Genomic DNA, 18059 nt, shown 5'->3' on the forward strand with positions numbered 1-18059 from the left:
TCCATGCTCAATGATTTTCAGGTTTTTGACTATGAAGATATTCAACTAATTCCAGCGAAATGTATTGTGAAAAGTCGCTCAGAGGCTGATACCAGCGTGAAATTCGGTAAACATAGGTTTCGGATGCCAGTCGTTCCGTCCAATATGCAGACGATTATTGACGAATCTGTCGCTGAAGAGCTTGCTCGAGGAGGCTATTTTTACATTATGCACCGTTTCGACGAGGAGGGTCGCAAACCATTCGTCAAACGAATGCATGAGCAAGGCCTGATTGCATCGATCTCTGTCGGTGTGAAAGACTATGAGTATGACTTCGTTAGCAGCCTCAAAGATGATGCACCTGAATACATTACCATTGATATTGCACACGGGCACTCAGACAGCGTAATTCAAATGATTCAGCACATCAAGAAAGAATTACCAGAGACCTTTGTCATTGCTGGAAATGTCGGAACTCCAGAAGCTGTGCGGGAGTTGGAAAATGCTGGTGCAGATGCGACTAAAGTCGGCATTGGCCCAGGTAAGGTTTGCATTACCAAAGTCAAGACTGGATTTGGTACAGGCGGCTGGCAATTGTCTGCTCTTCGTTGGTGTTCAAAGGTTGCCCGCAAGCCTATTATTGCGGACGGAGGGATTCGAACGCATGGTGATATTGCTAAATCGATCCGCTTCGGAGCCAGCATGGTCATGATTGGTTCGCTCTTTGCCGGCCACATTGAAAGCCCAGGTGAAACCATCGAGGTAGATGGTGATAAGTTTAAAGAATACTATGGTTCTGCATCCGAGTATCAAAAAGGTGCTTATAAAAATGTCGAAGGCAAGAAGATTTTGCTGCCAGCTAAGGGCCACTTGCAAGATACATTAACTGAAATGGAGCAAGATTTGCAGAGTTCCATTTCCTATGCTGGTGGTCGTGACTTGCATAGCCTGACTCGTGTGGACTATGTCATCGTCAAAAACTCCATCTGGAATGGCGATGCTCATTAATTAAATAGAATAACTTATTTATCTTGCTAATGATTGGGGCAAGGTCTCTACAAGATGCCAAACATCTAACAATAAGTGAGTCTAATGACTTTCTGGTACTTTTAGTGTCAGGCTATTTGTCATTAAAAGAAAGGACTTGCTTATCGTGGCAGGTCCTTTCATCATTGAACCAAGATATGTTAAGAGGAGATACATGAAAAAATTAGAAGAGAGAATTCTGCAAGACGGCAACGTTTTGGGAGAAAATATTCTCAAAGTTGACTCTTTCCTGACTCATCAGGTTGATTTTTCGCTTATGAAAGAAATCGGACAAGTATTTGCTGAGCATTTCAGGAATGCAGGCATTACAAAAGTTGTGACGATTGAGGCTTCAGGGATTGTACCAGCTGTCTACACAGCAGAAGCCTTGGGTGTTCCAATGATTTTTGCTAAAAAGTCTAAGAACATCACCATGACTGAAGGAATTTTAACGGCAGAAGTATATTCCTTTACCAAGCAGGTCACTTCGACGGTCTCCATCGTTGGCAAGTTTTTGGAGTCAAGTGATAAGGTTTTGGTCGTTGATGATTTTTTGGCAAATGGCCAAGCAGCCAAGGGCCTGATTAAAATCATTGAAGAAGCTGGCGCTGAGGTAGCAGCTGTTGGAATCGTGATTGAGAAATCTTTCCAAGATGGTCGCAGCTTGCTAGAAGCGCAAGGACAAACAGTTCTTTCTTTGGCTCGAATTGACCGATTTGAAAATGGAAAAGTTGTATTTAGAGAGGCAGATCTATAAGATGAACTATAATGAAGAAAAACATTCACAGGCAGCCATTTTAGGTTTGCAGCATTTGTTGGCTATGTATTCAGGCTCCATTCTGGTACCGATTATGATTGCTGGGGCTTTAGGATACTCGGCCGAGCAGCTGACCTATCTGATTTCGACTGATATATTTATGTGTGGTGTTGCCACTCTCTTGCAACTCCAGCTAAATAAATATTTTGGTATCGGTCTGCCAGTCGTGCTGGGTGTGGCTTTCCAGTCCGTTGCTCCCTTGATTATTATTGGGCAGAGCCATGGTAGTGGTGCCATGTTTGGTGCCTTGATTGCATCAGGGATTTATGTGGTTCTGATCGCTGGGATTTTCTCAAAAATCGCTAATCTGTTTCCATCTGTTGTGACTGGTTCGGTCATTACGACCATTGGGTTGACCTTGATTCCAGTGGCCATTGGCAATATGGGAAATAATGTAGATAAGCCGACCGCCCAAAGTCTGATTCTAGCAGCTGTGACGGTGCTGATTATTCTTTTGATTAACATTTTTACCAAAGGTTTTATCAAATCCATCTCTATTTTGATTGGTTTGATTGTCGGTACGGGCATTGCTGGAGCCATGGGCTTGGTGGATTTGACGCCGGTCGCACAGGCTCCGCTGGTCCATGTGCCAACCCCTTTCTATTTCGGAGCACCAAAGTTTGAATTTTCTTCTATCGTAATGATGTGTATCATCGCAACGGTTTCTCTAGTGGAGTCAACAGGGGTGTACTTGGCACTTTCTGACATTACGAAAGATAAAATTGATAGCACCCGCCTGCGAAATGGATATCGAGCAGAAGGGCTTGCGGTCCTGCTGGGTGGTGTCTTCAATACCTTCCCTTACACAGGATTTTCTCAGAATGTTGGCTTGGTCAAATTATCTGGTATCAAGACGCGGTTGCCGATTTACTATGCGGCTGGCTTCCTGATTCTCCTCGGCCTTTTGCCAAAATTCGGAGCCTTGGCACAGATTATCCCAAGTCCAGTTCTTGGTGGTGCCATGCTAGTTATGTTTGGTTTTGTGTCCGTTCAGGGGATGCAAATCTTAGCGCGTGTTGACTTTGAGCACAGTGAGCATAATTTCCTCATTGCAGCGATTTCTATTTCAGCAGGTGTCGGACTCAATGGTAGCAGCCTTTTCAACAGCTTACCGACCAGCCTTCAGATGTTCTTCTCAAACGGAATTGTCATGGCCAGTCTGATTGCCATTGTCCTAAACGCGATCTTAAATCGCAAAAATAAATGAGAAAGAGAGTGGGACAGAAATCGGTAATTCGTTAAAATTCGATTTCGTCGTCCCACCTCCGCACAGTTGAGTAGGGCTGTAAAAGCTGATGAAATCAGCGTAGTAGAGCCCACTCAACCACTGCGTCTTGCTCGACAATCCAAAGACAATTGAGAGGCTAGGACTTTTGTCCCAGCCTCTTTTGACTATTCAGTTGGCTTGTAGTAGTATAGTTAAAGAAGATTAAAAAAAGGACTTCAACATGTATCAGACTTATCATTTGAAACAACGCCTAAGCTTGTTTGTCTCAATTTTTCTTCCCATCCTGATTTATCAGCTGGCAAATTTCTCGGCTTCCTTTGTTGACACGACCATGACGGGCCAATACGATACCTTGCATCTGGCAGGTGTCTCTATGGCGACCAGTCTGTGGGGTTCATTTTTCTCTTTTCTAACAGGGATTATGTCTGCGTTGGTTCCGATCATCGGTCATCATTTGGGACAGGGGAAAGATGAAAAAATTGCATCAGATTTTTATCAGTTCATCTACCTTTCTTTGGCTTTATCGCTGATTTTATTTGCGCTGGTATTTTTGGGTGCCCCTTTGGTTTTGCAGCGTCTAGGCTTAGACCCTTTGGTAAAAGATGTGGCCCAGCATTATCTTTGGTACTTGTCCATTGGTATCATTCCCTTCTTGCTCTTTAGCGTTATTCGCTCTCTCTTGGATGCTCTAGGGCTGACTCGACTTTCTATGTATCTGATGCTCTTGCTCCTACCTTTGAATGCTAGCTTTAATTATGTGTTGATTTATGGAGCTTTTGGTTTTCCGGAAATGGGCGGAGCTGGTGCGGGACTAGGCACTTCTTTGGCTTATTGGGTTTTATTAATCATATCACTATTATTGGCCATCAAACATCCTAAAGTCCGCCAATACCAACTCTGGAAAATTCGTCCCTTGAACAAAGCTGGTTTGGCTGAAGGTTTTCGCTTAGGCTTGCCAATAGGAGGGACAGTCTTTGCCGAAGTTGTCATCTTTTCAATCGTCGGACTAGTGATGTCAAAATTTTCTTCTTTGATTATTGCTAGCCATCAGGCTGCCATGAATTTTTCAAACCTAATGTACGCTTTTCCTATGAGTATCTCTACAGCTATGGCCATTATCGTCTCTTATGAGCTGGGGGCTGAAAGACTTGACGATGTGAAAAAATATTGTACTTTGGGTAGAATTGTAGCATCTGGATTTGCGGTCTTTACTTTGATTTTTCTCTATATTTTCCGAGACAAGGTTGCCAGTCTCTATGGTTCTGATTCAGATTTCATACGTCTGACCTCAATCTTTCTGACCTTTAGCCTCTTTTTCCAATTGGCTGATACGATTGCCGCTCCTTTGCAGGGAATTTTGCGAGGTTATAAGGACACTCAAGCACCATTTTACTTAGGCTTGCTAGCTTATTGGGGCGTTTCCTTGCCTCTGGGCTTGTTTTTAGATCAGGCTACGGACTTGGGACCTTATGGGTATTGGATTGGACTGATTGCGAGTTTGGTTGTGAGTGCAATCCTCTACCAACTGCGATTGAATTATATCCAAAAGAAGCGATGCTGAGTATTTTCATCATAAAATCAAAAGAGGCTAGGACAAAAATCCTAGCCTCTCAATTGTCTTTGGATTGTCGAGCAAGACGCAGTGGTTGAGTGGGCTCTACTACGCTGATTTCATCAGCTTTTACAGCCCTACTCAACTGTGCGGAGGTGGGACGACGAAATCGAATTCTAACGAATTACCGATTTCTGTCCCACTCTCCTTTTGATTTTATTTTGTTCGCATTTCACCTTGAGGGAAGTAAGTGCCTTCTGGCATGTCGTTGATGATGACATGGACAGCAGACTGAGGTGCGCCTGTATTTCTGACAACGGCTTCGGTGACTTCCTTAGCCAAAGCTTTCTTTTGTTCTAAGCTGCGGCCTTCAAATAAATCAATTCTGACAAATGGCATATGATTTCTCCTTTTCTTTTGCTAATCTTATTTTATCACAAATTAGGTTTTAAAGAATAGTGAATTGTGGTAAAATAATAGGAAGTACGGTCGGTCTTTCCAGCAGAGCTTATGGACAGTGCTGAAAGTCCTAGAAAGACAATACTTAGAGAGAATGTAAGAATAAAATGGCTCAGTTATATTATAAATATGGCACAATGAATTCGGGCAAGACCATTGAAATTTTGAAAGTGGCCCACAACTACGAAGAGCAGGGCAAAAGGGTAGTAATCATGACATCAGCTGTCGATACACGTGATGGCTTTGGCGTTGTTTCCAGCCGCATCGGCATGAAGCGTGCTGCGATGGCAATCGAGGACCAGACAGATATTTTTGGCTATATTCAAAGTCTGCCTGAAAAGCCTTACTGTGTTTTGATTGATGAGGCTCAGTTTTTGAAACGTCATCATGTCTATGATTTGGCTAGGGTGGTGGATGAGCTAGATGTTCCAGTCATGGCTTTTGGTCTAAAAAATGACTTTCGCAATGAACTCTTTGAAGGCTCCAAGCATCTCTTGCTCCTGGCTGATAAGATTGACGAAATCAAAACAATTTGCCAATATTGCTCTAAAAAAGCAACCATGGTTTTGCGGACGGATAATGGGAAACCTGTCTATGATGGCGAACAGATCAAAATCGGCGGACATGAGACCTATATTTCTGTTTGCCGCAAGCATTATTTCAATCCACCCATTAAGTAGAATGAATTAGAAAATCAAGGAGATAGATTACAAAGATGAATATTTATGACCAGTTACAGGCAGTGGAAGACCGCTATGAAGAGCTTGGAGAATTACTCAGTGACCCAGATGTGGTCTCAGACACCAAGCGTTTCATGGAGCTTTCAAAAGAAGAAGCTTCCACTCGTGATACGGTAACAGCCTACCGTGAGTACAAACAAGTCCTTCAAAACATCGTTGATGCTGAAGAGATGATTAAGGAGTCTGGCGGAGATGCTGACTTGGAAGAAATGGCCAAGCAAGAACTCAAAGATGCCAAGGCTGAGAAAGAAGCATACGAAGAAAAGCTGAAAATATTGCTTCTTCCAAAGGATCCAAACGATGATAAGAACATTATCCTTGAAATCCGTGGAGCCGCTGGTGGAGACGAAGCAGCGCTTTTCGCTGGAGATTTGCTGACGATGTATCAGAAGTATGCGGAAGCCCAAGGCTGGCGCTTTGAAGTCATGGAAGCTTCTATGAACGGTGTCGGTGGTTTCAAAGAAGTAGTGGCCATGGTTTCAGGGCAATCCGTTTACTCTAAACTCAAGTATGAGTCTGGAGCCCACCGTGTGCAACGGGTTCCAGTAACAGAAAGTCAAGGCCGTGTTCATACCTCAACAGCAACTGTCTTGGTTATGCCAGAAATCGAAGAAGTAGAATACGATATTGATCCAAAAGACCTTCGTGTCGACATCTACCACGCATCAGGTGCTGGTGGACAGAACGTCAACAAGGTTGCGACAGCCGTTCGTATTGTTCACTTGCCAACCAATATCAAGGTGGAGATGCAGGAAGAACGGACCCAACAGAAGAACCGTGAAAAGGCCATGAAGATTATCCGTGCGCGTGTGGCTGATCACTTTGCGCAGATTGCTCAGGATGAGCAAGACGCTGAACGTAAGTCAACGATTGGTACTGGTGACCGTTCAGAGCGGATCCGTACCTATAACTTCCCACAAAATCGTGTCACAGACCACCGTATTGGTTTGACTTTGCAAAAGCTTGATACGATTTTAGCTGGCAAACTGGATGAAGTCGTCGACGCCTTGGTTCTCTATGACCAAACGCAAAAACTAGAAGAGCTGAATAAATAATGACCTTAGCTCAATATTTGGCTGAGTTAGAGCAGGAACTGGTAGTAGCGGGAGAAGAAGCGGAAAGCCTGTCTTTCGTTTATCGAGCTCTCAATGAGCTTTCCTTTACTGATTTTGTTCTCAAGCTTCAGGCAGAGGTTAGTCAGGAAGATCGTGACCAGCTGAAAGCAATTCATGAACAGCTGCTCGCTCATAAGCCAGCCCAGTATATCATTGGGAGCAGTGACTTTCACGGTTTGACTCTCAAGGTGGACGAGCGAGTTCTGATTCCAAGGCCTGAGACAGAGGAACTGGTGGAGCTGATTTTATCAGAAAATCTCGAAGGTTCTCTGTCTGTCTTGGATATCGGAACGGGTAGTGGGGCCATCGCTCTGGCACTGGCAAGCAGTCGCCCAGACTGGCAGATTACTGCTTCTGATCTCTCGGACGATGCTCTTGCCTTGGCGGCGGAAAACGCTCAGTCCTGCGGCCTCAATCCTACTTTTGTCAAATCCGATTGCTTTGAAGCAATCATTGGGAGCTTTGACATCATCGTCTCTAACCCGCCGTACATTTCAGAAGCGGATAAGGATGAAGTTGGACTTAATGTTTTGACCTCAGAGCCTCACATGGCCCTCTTTGCTGAGGAGGATGGCTATGCCGTCTATCGGAAAATGGCCGAGCAGGCAGGAGACTATCTGACAGAAAAAGGAAAAATTTATCTGGAAATTGGTTACAAGCAAGGAGACGGTGTTGCGGAGTTATTCAAAAAATCTTTCCCGCAAAAACGAATCCGAGTCCTGAAGGATCAATTTGGCAAAGATAGAATGGTGGTGGTTGACAATGGATAAGATAGAAAAGACTCTGGCAGCAGGCGGAGCGGTTGTCTTGCCGACAGAAACTGTTTATGGCCTCTTTGCCCAGGCTTTAAATCAAGAGGCGGTTGAACGAGTCTACGAATTAAAAAGAAGACCGCGTGACAAGGCTCTCAATCTCAATGTGGCTAGCTTGGAAGAGATTTATGCCTTTTCTAAGAACCAGCCCAGTTATCTAAAAAAACTCTATCAAGCCTTTCTACCTGGACCACTGACTATTATCCTCCAAGCTAATGACCGAGTTCCTGCTTGGATAAACTCAGGTATGGAAACTGTGGGCTTTCGGATTCCTAAGCATCCGGTTACGCTAGACTTGATTCGCAAGTATGGACCCTTGATTGGTCCATCCGCCAATCTTTCTGGAAAAGCCAGTGGCACTGATTTCCAGCAGATCATGCTGGATTTCCAAGAGCGAGTCTCGGGAGTAGAAGATGATACTGCTCTGACAGGTCAGGATTCAACTATTCTGGACTTGTCTGGAGAAAAGGCACTTATTCTACGCCAAGGAGCCATTACCCGAGAGGACATTCTCGCCCAAGTAAATGATATAACATTTTAACTATTAGGAGCCTAGCGCCCTATTTTCTCAAAAAAAGGAGACACTTTATGATTTTTGACCAAGAAGACTACAAAGCATTTGACAAAGAACTCTGGGATGCCATTGCCAATGAGGAAGAGCGCCAGCAACATAATATCGAGTTGATTGCTTCAGAAAATGTCGTTTCTAAAGCTGTTATGGCAGCTCAAGGTTCTATTTTGACCAATAAATACGCTGAGGGCTACCCAGGTCGCCGTTATTATGGTGGAACAGACGTAGTGGATGTCGTGGAGAGCTTGGCCATTGAGCGCGCTAAGGAAATTTTTGGTGCCAAATTCGCCAATGTTCAACCTCACTCAGGCAGTCAGGCCAATTGTGCAGCTTATATGGCTTTGATTGAGCCAGGCGACACAGTGATGGGCATGGATTTGTCTGCGGGCGGTCACTTGACTCACGGTGCTCCAGTCAGCTTCTCTGGTCAAACCTACAATTTTGTATCCTATAGCGTTGATCCAGAAACAGAATTACTGGACTTTGATGCTATCCTCAAGCAAGCCAAAGAAGTTCAGCCTAAGCTGATTGTGGCGGGGGCTTCAGCCTATTCTCATATCATCGACTTTTCAAAATTCCGTGAAATCGCTGATGCGGTCGATGCCAAGCTGATGGTCGATATGGCTCACATAGCTGGTTTGGTTGCTGCAGGTCTCCATCCAAGCCCTGTGCCTTATGCGGATATCACAACCACGACGACCCACAAGACCTTGCGCGGACCTCGTGGTGGCTTGATCTTGACAAATGATGAAGACTTAGCTAAGAAAATCAATTCAGCTATCTTCCCAGGTATTCAGGGTGGACCATTGGAACACGTCATTGCAGCCAAAGCAGTGGCCTTTAAAGAAGTGCTGGATCCAGCTTTCAAGGTTTATGCCCAGCAGATTTTGGACAATGCCCAAGCCATGGCGCAAGTCTTCCGTCAGCATGATAAGTTCCGCGTGATTTCTGATGGTACTGAAAATCACCTTTTCTTAGTCGATGTTACTAAGGTTGTAGAAAATGGGAAAGTTGCTCAAAATCTCTTGGATGAAGTCAATATTACCCTTAATAAAAACTCCATCCCTTACGAGACTTTGTCACCATTTAAAACCAGCGGCATTCGTATCGGTACAGCAGCCATTGCAGCTCGAGGCTTCGGTGTAACAGAAAGTATCAAGGTAGCTGAGCTTATTATCAAGGCTCTGGAAAATGCTGAAAACGAAGCGGTACTCAATCAAGTTCGGGCTGAAGTTCGTGAACTGACGGATGCTTTTCCGCTCTACGAAGGTTTGAACTAAGATGGACATTTACGTAAAAAAGGCCATCATTCATCAATTCAGTCCAGCTGATACCGAACTGCTGCTGTCGGATAAGTTTCTCAACATTACTCCAAAGATTGAGGAATACTTGCGTAAGAAAATCGAGCGTGTCTATTCAGACGAGGCTAAAACAGGCATTTTCGAACCTGATAATGTCTTTTTGGCTCAGCTTTCGGACGACTTATTGGAAACATCCGTGACGGTGGCCAAACTTTGGCAGGAAGAGTTTTCGGTCAGTGAAAACCAGAAAACCAACGATCTGATTTTCGTCCAGTTTGACAAGGAAGGCGTGGAGCATTTTGCTTTTCTGCGTATTGCGCTGCGGGAAACCTTGACCCACTTGGGTGGCGAGGTAGGCAATCCTATCAAGCTGACGCAGAACAATCTGCCTGGCTTTGGTACGGGGGCGGACGAGGCTTTGGTCATCAATCTCCAGTCTCGCAAGTACCATCTGATTGAAAAGCGCATCAAGTATAATGGTGCCTTTCTCAACTATCTTTCGGACAATCTCTTGCAGGTCAACCCCAAGATTTCACCAAAAAAATCTATCAAAACTCTGGAAAAAACAGCTCAAAAGATTGCTGAAAGCTTTAATACAGATGACTTCCAGTTTCAATCTAAGGTCAAATCCAGCATTTTCAAAAATCTGGAAGAAAATGATGAATTATCTCCTGAAAAGCTGGCAGACGAGCTGTTTGACAGCAATCTGACAGCCCGACTTACCTTTATCGATCAGGTCAAGGAAACTGTGCCAGAGCCAATCAAGTTTGATGAGATTGACAGCAGTCGCCAGAAGAAGAAGTTCGAAAATCAAAAATTATCCCTCTCTAATGGAATAGAGCTGATCGTTCCCAATAATGTCTATCAGGATGCTGAATCCGTGGAATTTATCCAGAACGACAACGGGACTTATTCTATTCTCATCAAAAATATCGAGGATATACAAAGTAAATAATGTTTAAATTTATCAGAAGATTGATTTTGCTCATCATTCTGGCTGCCATCGCGATAAAAGGCTATCAAGTCCATCGTGATGTTAAGCAGGTTATGACCTATCAAAGCTTGGTTAGAGAAGTGCTGGACGAGCAGGACACAGCGGCTAATGAAGAGCTAGTCCTAGCCATGATCTACACGGAAACCAAGGGAAGAAACAACGACCTCATGCAGTCTAGTGAGAGTGCAACAGGCGAAATCAATTCGATTACAGACAATAAAGAAAGTGTTCGGCAAGGTATTCAGACTTTATCGGACAATCTAGAGTTGGCCAGTGAGAAAAAGGTAGATGTTTGGACGGCGGTTCAGGCCTATAATTTTGGCCAGGCTTATATCGACTATGTTGCGCAAAATGGCGGCGAGAATACGCTCGAGCTTGCAAAAAAATACTCAAAAGAAGTGGTTGCTCCGAGTCTTGGCAATGTGACTGGAAAAACCTATTCATACTATAATATACTTTCTATTTTTTACGGACCCAAGCTTTATATCAATGGTGGAAATTACTACTATTCGCGTCAGGTACGACTAAATATGTACCTTATCCGCTTTATGGGGTGGCTGTAAAAAGATGAGTTGAGCATGACTTGCGTCTCTATAGCATCAGGGGCTGGGATGGATAATCTCAGCCTCTTATATTTTGAGCAGGAAAGATGAAGCTTAGGACTATCCTTTGTGGCGGTCAGAATAAGAAAATGTTTTTCAACTTGAAGCTCAGACTAGAAAAGAAGCTAAAAAAATTTTATTTTTTCTTCTGTAGGACAGGCTTTTTGATATAATAGAGAGTATGAATAAAAGGGAAAAAATTTCAAATTATCAACTGTTACTGGCTCAGCTAGAAGCTTTGCTGGATGGCGAGACCAATGCTTTGGCCAATCTTTCTAATGCTAGTGCCCTGCTTAATCAAGCCCTGCCTCATTCGGTTTTTACTGGTTTCTATCTTTTTGATGGGAGTGAGCTGATTCTGGGGCCTTTTCAGGGCAGTGTTTCCTGTGTCCATATTGAGCTAGGCAAGGGTGTCTGTGGGGAATCTGCTGAGAAAGAGCAGACGATTATCGTAGATGATGTGACCCAGTATGCCAACTATATCTCTTGTGATAGCCGTGCTAAGAGCGAGATTGTGGTGCCCATGGTAAAAGATGGCCACCTTTTGGGAGTGCTAGATTTGGACTCGGCCTTGACGGGTGATTATGATAAGGTAGATCAGGAATATCTGGAAAAGTTTGTCCGGATTTTGCTTGAAAAGACGACTTGGAATTTTGAAATGTTTGGAGAAAAAGCCTAATGTATCAAGCTTTATATCGAAAGTACCGCAGTCAGACCTTTGGTCAGCTGGTTGGGCAACAAGTAGTGGCCACCACTTTGCGGCAGGCTGTGGAGCAAGGGAAAATCAGCCATGCCTATCTCTTTTCTGGCCCGCGTGGAACAGGAAAAACCAGTGTTGCCAAGATTTTTGCTAAGGCAATGAACTGTCCGAATCAAAAGGACGGTGAGCCCTGCAATGACTGCTATATCTGCCAGGCTATTACTGAGGGGAGTCTTGAAGACGTCATCGAAATTGACGCGGCTTCTAATAATGGTGTCGATGAGATTCGTGATATTCGGGACAAGTCTACCTATGCACCCAGTCTAGCTAAGCATAAGGTCTATATCATTGACGAGGTGCATATGCTCTCGACTGGAGCTTTTAACGCCTTGCTCAAGACCTTGGAAGAACCGACAGAGAACGTGGTTTTTATCCTAGCAACGACAGAGCTGCATAAGATTCCAGCGACCATTCTTTCACGCGTCCAGCGTTTTGAGTTTAAGTCTATCAAGACTCAGGATATTATTGGTCATATCGAGTGGATTTTGGAACAGGAAGGGATTGACTTTGAGCAGGAAGGTGTGCAGATTATTGCCCGTCGAGCCGAGGGCGGTATGCGGGATGCCTTGTCTATCCTTGATCAGGCTCTTAGCTTAACTCAAGAAAATCGTTTGACTACTGACATTGCCGAAGAAATTACAGGCTCTATCAGCTTGGGAGCTTTGGATGCCTATGTAGCTGCCTTGATTGCTCATGATGCTGTTGCAGCCTTGGATAATCTCAATCTGATTTTTGACAGTGGCAAAAATATGGCCCGCTTCGTGACGGACCTCTTGCAATATCTTCGTGATTTGCTCATTGTTAAAACTGGCGGGGAGAATACTCATGCCAGTGAGCTCTTTCTGGAAAATCTCAAGACATCGCAGGATGCTCTCTTTGCCATGATTGAGATGGCGACCAAGAGTTTATCAGATATCAAGAACAGCCTGCAACCTAAGATTTATACAGAAATGATGACCATTCGACTGGCCAAGGAAAAAACAGGTTTGGACCAGATTCCTGACAACTTGGCAGAAGAACTGTCTAATCTCAAGCAGGAAATCCAAGAGCTCAAGCAGCAATTGGCCAATGTCGGCAGTCAGCCAGCTCCAGCAGCTAAGAAAACAGAGGCACGACCTCAAAAAGCCAAGACCTATCGCGTAGACCGCAATAAGGTTAATGCCATCTTGGAAGAGGCGGTGGAGAATCCTGAATTGGCTCGCAGCAATTTAACCAAGCTGCAAAATGCTTGGGGTGAAATCATCGAGAGTCTGGCAGGAGCGGACAAGGCGCTGCTTATTGGTTCGCAGCCAGTTGCAGCCAATGAAAACCATGCTATTTTAGCTTTTGAGTCTCATTTCAACGCTGAGCAGACCATGAAAAGAGAAAATCTCAATACCATGTTTGGAAATCTGCTGAGCAATGCTGCTGGCTTTTCACCAGATATTCTGGCCATTTCTCTCGAGGACTGGACTCAGATTCGGGCAGAATTTTCAGCTAGAAGTCGCAGCAATAAAGCAGAAGTAGCTGAAAAGCAGGAAGAAAGATTGATACCAGAGGGCTTTGATTTTCTAGCGGAAAAAATCACTGTTCAAGATGATTGAATTTAGATTTTTATGATTTTTCATGCTATAATGGAAGAATGAATAGACGACAATTTATTGTAATGGCGGCTTTTACAGCCTTAGAAACGTACTTTTTTAATGAAGCAATCATGTCTGAAGACTATCTGATGGCTATTTTCTGGGCTATCTTGATTGGTCGCAATCTGCAGATTAGCTATGTGATGGGGCGAATTATGGATGAGATTGATAAGCATTTAGGACACAAATAATGGCTAAATCAGAGAATGACTAGAGAAGGAATCTGGCACTCTCGTGGTTTTGACAAGGAATAAAGGGAGGCTGAGAGACGATTGTCGCAGCCTCTTTTATGATGTAGAAAAGTAGAAAGAAGGAAGAAGTCGGATTGAATACAAGAATTTTTTAGAAAATTGCTATTTTTATGATAAAATAGAAGTTAATAGCAATTGAAAGGGGCATCTATGAAGTTAAGAACAGAGGCCAAAGGCCTGAATGGTCGCATCCGTGTGCCAGGCGACAAATCAATCAGTCACCGTTCGATTATGTTCGGGAGCTTGGCCAAGGGCCTTACAGTGGTTCACGATATTTTGAGAGGTGAGGATGTCCTTTCTACGATGCAGGTCTTTCGCGATTTAGGCGTCAAGATAGAGGATGATGGAAAGACTGTCAAGATCCACGGTGTTGGGTTTGATGGTCTCAAGGCGCCGCACAATAAATTAGACATGGGCAATTCAGGAACCTCCATCCGCTTGATCTCAGGTGTCTTGGCAGGTCAGGATTTTGCAGCAGAGATGTTTGGGGATGATAGTTTGTCCAAACGTCCGATGGATCGGCTAACCCTGCCTCTTAGTCAAATGGGTGTGGATATTTGGGGTCGGACAGAACGAGATTTACCGCCACTACACATTCATGGCCGAAAAGATTTAAAGCCTATCCATTACCAGCTACCAGTGGCTTCCGCTCAAGTCAAATCAGCCTTGATTTTTGCGGCTTTACAGGCTCAAGGCGAGTCAGTCATTATTGAAAAGGAAATTACCCGTAACCATACAGAAGACATGATTGTTCAATTTGGTGGTCAAATTGAGGTCAAGGATAAAGAAATCCGTGTGCAGGGTGGTCAGACCTTTACTGGGCAAGAAGTGAGAGTGCCTGGTGATATTTCCAGTGCAGCCTTCTGGCTGGTTGCAGGCTTGATTCTGCCCCATTCTAAAATTGTCCTTGAAAATGTGGGAATCAATGAGACTCGGACAGGGATTCTTGATGTTATCAAGGCAATGGGCGGTAAGATGACCCTTTCGAATATAGATGAGGTGGCTAAATCCGCTACGATTACCGTTGAGACTTCTGAGCTGAAAGGAACGGAGATTGGCGGAGAAATTATTCCGCGCTTGATAGACGAGCTTCCGATTATTGCCCTTTTAGCCACCCAAGCTGAGGGCAGAACGGTGATCCGAGATGCCGAGGAGTTAAAAGTCAAAGAAACCGATCGGATTCAGGTTGTAGCAGATGCTTTAAATAGCATGGGAGCAGCCGTTACCCCTACAGCAGATGGCATGATTATCGATGGAAAAACGCCTCTTCATGGCGCAATCATCAATACATTCGGTGATCATCGTATTGGAATGATGGCAGCGATTGCGGCTCTATTAGTTTCGGATGGTCAGGTGGAGCTGGAGCGGGCAGAGGCTATCAATACCAGCTATCCTAGCTTCTTTTCAGACTTGGAGGGCTTGGTGAATGGCTAAGATTTTACTTGGCTTTATGGGAGCGGGAAAATCAACGATTGCGAGAGCCTTGTCAACAGATTTTCTGGATATGGACGAGCTGATTGTCCAAAAGATCGGCATGTCCATCCAAGAGTATTTTGCTCAATACGGAGAGTCAGCCTTTCGGAAAATTGAAGCTGAAGTTTTGGCTGAGTGTATCCAGCAGGACGTCGTGCTTTCTACGGGAGGCGGTGTTGTCTTGAGTCCCCAAAACCGTGACTTATTAGCCAAAAATCCCCAAAATATTTATCTGAAAGCTGACTTTGAGACCCTCTTTCATCGGATTGAGCAAGATCAGGAAAATCAACGCCCCTTGTATCTGACCAAGAGCAAGGCAGATTTGCAGGAGATTTTTGAACAACGGCAGGCTCTCTATGAGGCGGTCGCGACACAGACAATTGACGTGGTAGGAAAAACGCCACAAGAAATTATTGAGGAAATTCAATGAAAGTAGCTTTTTTAGGACCCAAGGGATCTTTTTCCCACCATGTTGCTCAAGAAGCCTTTCCCCAAGCAGACTTGGTGCCCTATCAAAACATCACAGAAGTGATGAAGGCCTATGAAGGGAAAGAGGTGGATTATTCTGTTGTTCCCGTGGAAAATTCGATTGAAGGAAGTGTCCATGAGACCTTGGATTATCTTTTCCATCAGGCGGAGATTCAAGCGGTAGCAGAGATTGTTCAGCCTATTAAGCAGCAGTTATTGGCGACCAGTTTGGACAAGCCCATTGAGAAAGTTTTTTCCCATCCTCAAGCGCTTGCTCAGGGGCAAGGCTATATTCGCCAGCATTATCCAGAAGCAGCGATTGAAATTACAGCTAGTACAGCCTATGCGGCTCGCTTTGTGGCAGAGCATCCTGACCAACCTTTTGCCGCTATCGCACCGCGGACTGCGGCAGTTGAGTATGGTCTGCAAGTGGTGGCTCAAGATATTCAGGAAATGGAGGAAAATTTCACTCGTTTCTGGATTTTGGGACAAACCACCCCTGCTCTTAAGCTTCTAAAGCAAGAGGAAAAGCAGAGTTTGGCTCTGACTTTACCAGATAATCTGCCCGGTGCATTGTATAAGGCCTTATCAACCTTTGCCTGGCGTGGCATTGACCTGACAAAGATTGAAAGCCGCCCTCTTAAAACAGCCCTAGGGGAATATTTCTTTATTATAGATATTGATAATGGACGGAAAGAATTAGTGGATTTCGCTTACCAAGAGCTTGCTACACTTGGTATCACCTTTAAAATTCTAGGCAGTTATCCCGTTTTTCTGATTCAGGATTATAGATTGGAGCAGAGATGAGAGAAACAGAAAATCTGAGTCGACACGAGCAGTTAAGGCTGGATTATCTCCATACAAACTATTACTATCTTAACGAACATGAAAAAGAGGAGTATAATTACCTCCGCCAAAAGTCGAAAGGACGGTCAGATGTTGCGCAAAAGCCGTCTACCAAGCAGACCGTGCAGGCTTCTCCAGAGGATTCGAAGACGGACTCATCCGGTTTGTTACCCAAATACTCGGGTAAAGGTTCTCTTAGCAGAAGTCAAAAGAATTCCCGCAATTCTTTAAAGCAAGAAACGAAAAAATCAACTCAGAAAACTCCGAGAACCTACAAAAAAATTCGTCCTAAGCGCGTGCTGATGTGGCTCCTGATTTTTGTACTTCTGGTTGTTTCTGGCATGCTCTTTATGTTCTTCAAAGGCTTAAATACAGCGAGACCAGGAAATCTTAAAGCAGCTGATGTTGAGTACTTTGATGGGCATGATGCTCGAGATGGAATCAACATTCTTGTTTTAGGGACAGACGGTCGAATTGGAGAAAATTCAACAGAGACTCGGACCGATTCAATTATGGTTTTAAACGTTGGCAATAAAGACCATAAAATGAAGTTGGTCAGCTTTATGCGTGATACCTTGATTCATATTGACGGCGTCAGCAATTCCTACACGGAGCCGACGGATGATGATTATTATGATCAAAAATTGAACTCCGCCTATACTTTTGGTGAACAAGACAATCATCGTGGAGCTGAAGCAGTGCGCCAAGCTTTGAAGGATAACTTCGATATTGACATTAAATACTATGCTCTAGTGGACTTTAACACCTTTGCGACTGCAATTGACACCCTCTTTCCAAATGGTGTATTTATGGATGCCAAGTTTTCGACCATTGATGGTGAAAAAGTCACAGAAGTGGAAGTCCCAGATGATTTGAACATGAAAGATGGAGTCGTTCCTACTCAAACCATCAAAGTTGGTCGTCAGCACATGGATGGTCGAACGCTCTTAAACTATGCCCGTTTTCGTAAGGATGATGAGGGTGACTTTGGACGGACACGCCGCCAGCAAGAAGTCTTGACTGCTATCATGCAGCAGATAAAAGACCCTACCAAGCTTTTTACAGGCTCTGAAGCATTAGGAAAAGTTTTTGCCTTAACCTCAACCAATGTACCTCAGAGTTTTATTTGGTCACAAGGCTTATCCTTGGTGCTTGATTCACGTAATGGGATAGAGCGCCTCACTATACCAGAACTAGGCGATTGGACGGACACCTATGATATGTATGGTGGTCAAGGACTCTTGATTGATTTTGAAGCCTATAAAGAAAGATTGAAACAAATGGGCTTAAGATAGGGCTCTTATGATATAATGGGAAGTGGCAGATTTTGTCTCTTCCCTTTCTTTTTGGAAAATAGCAGAGCAGAAATGTGAACATCTTTTCCAATAGGAAGAAAGAAATAAACAGTAGAAAATCCTGTGATTCCCTGCTTTAGTATCATTG

The 18059-nt window shown here is 44.1% G+C and carries 18 protein-coding genes, 1 pseudogene and 1 riboswitch; of the genes and pseudogenes, 18 read left to right on the top strand and 1 reads right to left on the bottom strand.

Going from position 1 to position 18059, the window contains the following annotated elements:
• Positions 1 to 3 precede the first annotated feature (3 nt).
• The 4 genes from guaC to PAN94_RS06230 all read left to right on the top strand — a co-directional run bounded on the left by guaC (position 4) and on the right by PAN94_RS06230 (position 4611).
• Complete coding sequence (gene guaC, locus PAN94_RS06215) at positions 4 to 987, top strand: GMP reductase (protein WP_061423003.1); 984 nt, start codon at positions 4 to 6, stop codon at positions 985 to 987.
• Positions 982 to 1079, top strand: a riboswitch (purine riboswitch). Its footprint overlaps the gene before it by 6 nt.
• 101 nt (positions 1080 to 1180) lie before the next feature.
• Entirely contained in the window at positions 1181 to 1762 is a 582-nt protein-coding gene (locus PAN94_RS06220; RefSeq protein ID WP_285875144.1) for a xanthine phosphoribosyltransferase, read from the top strand.
• Position 1763: 1 nt separating this feature from the next.
• A complete protein-coding gene (locus tag PAN94_RS06225) occupies positions 1764 to 3029 on the top strand; it encodes a nucleobase:cation symporter-2 family protein (protein WP_005592204.1) in 1266 nt (421 codons plus the stop codon).
• A gap of 241 nt (positions 3030 to 3270) precedes the next feature.
• The gene (locus PAN94_RS06230; protein ID WP_285875145.1) at positions 3271 to 4611 is read left to right on the top strand and encodes an MATE family efflux transporter; all 1341 of its coding nucleotides are present in this window, start codon (positions 3271 to 3273) and stop codon (positions 4609 to 4611) included.
• Between the two features lie 207 nt (positions 4612 to 4818).
• Here PAN94_RS06230 and PAN94_RS06235 read toward each other — a convergent pair.
• Positions 4819 to 5007 (bottom strand): annotated as a pseudogene (locus tag PAN94_RS06235) (4-oxalocrotonate tautomerase); the annotation flags it as partial.
• Positions 5008 to 5168: 161 nt separating this feature from the next.
• Between PAN94_RS06235 and PAN94_RS06240 the strand changes: the two are divergent.
• The 14 genes from PAN94_RS06240 to PAN94_RS06305 all read left to right on the top strand — a co-directional run bounded on the left by PAN94_RS06240 (position 5169) and on the right by PAN94_RS06305 (position 17911).
• Entirely contained in the window at positions 5169 to 5741 is a 573-nt protein-coding gene (locus PAN94_RS06240) for a thymidine kinase (protein WP_285875146.1), read from the top strand.
• A gap of 35 nt (positions 5742 to 5776) precedes the next feature.
• A complete protein-coding gene (prfA, locus tag PAN94_RS06245; protein WP_285875147.1) occupies positions 5777 to 6856 on the top strand; it encodes a peptide chain release factor 1 in 1080 nt (359 codons plus the stop codon).
• Complete coding sequence (gene prmC / locus PAN94_RS06250) at positions 6856 to 7686, top strand: peptide chain release factor N(5)-glutamine methyltransferase (RefSeq protein WP_285875148.1); 831 nt, start codon at positions 6856 to 6858, stop codon at positions 7684 to 7686. The genes prfA and prmC overlap by 1 nt, the downstream gene beginning before the upstream one ends.
• On the top strand, positions 7679 to 8269 hold the full coding sequence (locus tag PAN94_RS06255) for an L-threonylcarbamoyladenylate synthase (protein WP_285875149.1): 591 nt from the start codon (positions 7679 to 7681) through the stop codon (positions 8267 to 8269). The genes prmC and PAN94_RS06255 overlap by 8 nt, the downstream gene beginning before the upstream one ends.
• Positions 8270 to 8316: 47 nt before the next feature.
• Positions 8317 to 9579 (top strand): serine hydroxymethyltransferase, encoded by a 1263-nt coding sequence (gene glyA, locus PAN94_RS06260; protein WP_285875151.1) that lies wholly within the window; start codon positions 8317 to 8319, stop codon positions 9577 to 9579.
• A 1-nt stretch (position 9580) separates the two neighbouring features.
• On the top strand, positions 9581 to 10555 hold the full coding sequence (locus tag PAN94_RS06265; protein WP_285875152.1) for a nucleoid-associated protein: 975 nt from the start codon (positions 9581 to 9583) through the stop codon (positions 10553 to 10555).
• The gene (locus PAN94_RS06270) at positions 10555 to 11157 is read left to right on the top strand and encodes a lysozyme family protein (RefSeq protein WP_125371729.1); all 603 of its coding nucleotides are present in this window, start codon (positions 10555 to 10557) and stop codon (positions 11155 to 11157) included. The genes PAN94_RS06265 and PAN94_RS06270 overlap by 1 nt, the downstream gene beginning before the upstream one ends.
• A 220-nt stretch (positions 11158 to 11377) precedes the next feature.
• The gene (gene msrC, locus PAN94_RS06275) at positions 11378 to 11875 is read left to right on the top strand and encodes a free L-methionine (R)-S-oxide reductase MsrC (RefSeq protein WP_285875154.1); all 498 of its coding nucleotides are present in this window, start codon (positions 11378 to 11380) and stop codon (positions 11873 to 11875) included.
• Entirely contained in the window at positions 11875 to 13539 is a 1665-nt protein-coding gene (dnaX, locus tag PAN94_RS06280; protein WP_285875155.1) for a DNA polymerase III subunit gamma/tau, read from the top strand. The genes msrC and dnaX overlap by 1 nt, the downstream gene beginning before the upstream one ends.
• 38 nt (positions 13540 to 13577) lie before the next feature.
• A complete protein-coding gene (locus PAN94_RS06285; RefSeq protein ID WP_285875156.1) occupies positions 13578 to 13769 on the top strand; it encodes a DUF3272 family protein in 192 nt (63 codons plus the stop codon).
• 210 nt (positions 13770 to 13979) lie between these two features.
• Positions 13980 to 15263 carry a 3-phosphoshikimate 1-carboxyvinyltransferase gene (gene aroA, locus PAN94_RS06290; protein ID WP_285875157.1) on the top strand — a complete coding sequence of 428 codons (1284 nt, stop codon included), beginning with the start codon at positions 13980 to 13982 and terminating at the stop codon, positions 15261 to 15263.
• Positions 15256 to 15732 carry a shikimate kinase gene (locus PAN94_RS06295; protein ID WP_285875158.1) on the top strand — a complete coding sequence of 159 codons (477 nt, stop codon included), beginning with the start codon at positions 15256 to 15258 and terminating at the stop codon, positions 15730 to 15732. Before aroA ends, PAN94_RS06295 begins: the two co-directional genes overlap by 8 nt.
• Complete coding sequence (gene pheA / locus PAN94_RS06300; RefSeq protein WP_285875159.1) at positions 15729 to 16577, top strand: prephenate dehydratase; 849 nt, start codon at positions 15729 to 15731, stop codon at positions 16575 to 16577. The genes PAN94_RS06295 and pheA overlap by 4 nt, the downstream gene beginning before the upstream one ends.
• Positions 16574 to 17911, top strand: a complete 1338-nt coding sequence (locus PAN94_RS06305) for an LCP family protein (RefSeq protein WP_285875160.1) — start codon at positions 16574 to 16576, stop codon at positions 17909 to 17911. Before pheA ends, PAN94_RS06305 begins: the two co-directional genes overlap by 4 nt.
• Positions 17912 to 18059: the final 148 nt, after the last annotated feature.

This window comes from Streptococcus sp. SC1 (assembly GCF_030272855.1).
Lineage (GTDB): Bacteria > Bacillota > Bacilli > Lactobacillales > Streptococcaceae > Streptococcus.

What these genes read in the sequence shown, in the direction of transcription:
- guaC (WP_061423003.1), top strand. Translation starts at nt 4, where the DNA reads ATGCTCAATGATTTTCAGGTTTTTGACTATGAAGATATTCAACTAATT.
- PAN94_RS06220 (WP_285875144.1), top strand. Translation starts at nt 1,181, where the DNA reads ATGAAAAAATTAGAAGAGAGAATTCTGCAAGACGGCAACGTTTTGGGA.
- PAN94_RS06225 (WP_005592204.1), top strand. Translation starts at nt 1,764, where the DNA reads ATGAACTATAATGAAGAAAAACATTCACAGGCAGCCATTTTAGGTTTG.
- PAN94_RS06230 (WP_285875145.1), top strand. Translation starts at nt 3,271, where the DNA reads ATGTATCAGACTTATCATTTGAAACAACGCCTAAGCTTGTTTGTCTCA.
- PAN94_RS06240 (WP_285875146.1), top strand. Translation starts at nt 5,169, where the DNA reads ATGGCTCAGTTATATTATAAATATGGCACAATGAATTCGGGCAAGACC.
- prfA (WP_285875147.1), top strand. Translation starts at nt 5,777, where the DNA reads ATGAATATTTATGACCAGTTACAGGCAGTGGAAGACCGCTATGAAGAG.
- prmC (WP_285875148.1), top strand. Translation starts at nt 6,856, where the DNA reads ATGACCTTAGCTCAATATTTGGCTGAGTTAGAGCAGGAACTGGTAGTA.
- PAN94_RS06255 (WP_285875149.1), top strand. Translation starts at nt 7,679, where the DNA reads ATGGATAAGATAGAAAAGACTCTGGCAGCAGGCGGAGCGGTTGTCTTG.
- glyA (WP_285875151.1), top strand. Translation starts at nt 8,317, where the DNA reads ATGATTTTTGACCAAGAAGACTACAAAGCATTTGACAAAGAACTCTGG.
- PAN94_RS06265 (WP_285875152.1), top strand. Translation starts at nt 9,581, where the DNA reads ATGGACATTTACGTAAAAAAGGCCATCATTCATCAATTCAGTCCAGCT.
- PAN94_RS06270 (WP_125371729.1), top strand. Translation starts at nt 10,555, where the DNA reads ATGTTTAAATTTATCAGAAGATTGATTTTGCTCATCATTCTGGCTGCC.
- msrC (WP_285875154.1), top strand. Translation starts at nt 11,378, where the DNA reads ATGAATAAAAGGGAAAAAATTTCAAATTATCAACTGTTACTGGCTCAG.
- dnaX (WP_285875155.1), top strand. Translation starts at nt 11,875, where the DNA reads ATGTATCAAGCTTTATATCGAAAGTACCGCAGTCAGACCTTTGGTCAG.
- PAN94_RS06285 (WP_285875156.1), top strand. Translation starts at nt 13,578, where the DNA reads ATGAATAGACGACAATTTATTGTAATGGCGGCTTTTACAGCCTTAGAA.
- aroA (WP_285875157.1), top strand. Translation starts at nt 13,980, where the DNA reads ATGAAGTTAAGAACAGAGGCCAAAGGCCTGAATGGTCGCATCCGTGTG.
- PAN94_RS06295 (WP_285875158.1), top strand. Translation starts at nt 15,256, where the DNA reads ATGGCTAAGATTTTACTTGGCTTTATGGGAGCGGGAAAATCAACGATT.
- pheA (WP_285875159.1), top strand. Translation starts at nt 15,729, where the DNA reads ATGAAAGTAGCTTTTTTAGGACCCAAGGGATCTTTTTCCCACCATGTT.
- PAN94_RS06305 (WP_285875160.1), top strand. Translation starts at nt 16,574, where the DNA reads ATGAGAGAAACAGAAAATCTGAGTCGACACGAGCAGTTAAGGCTGGAT.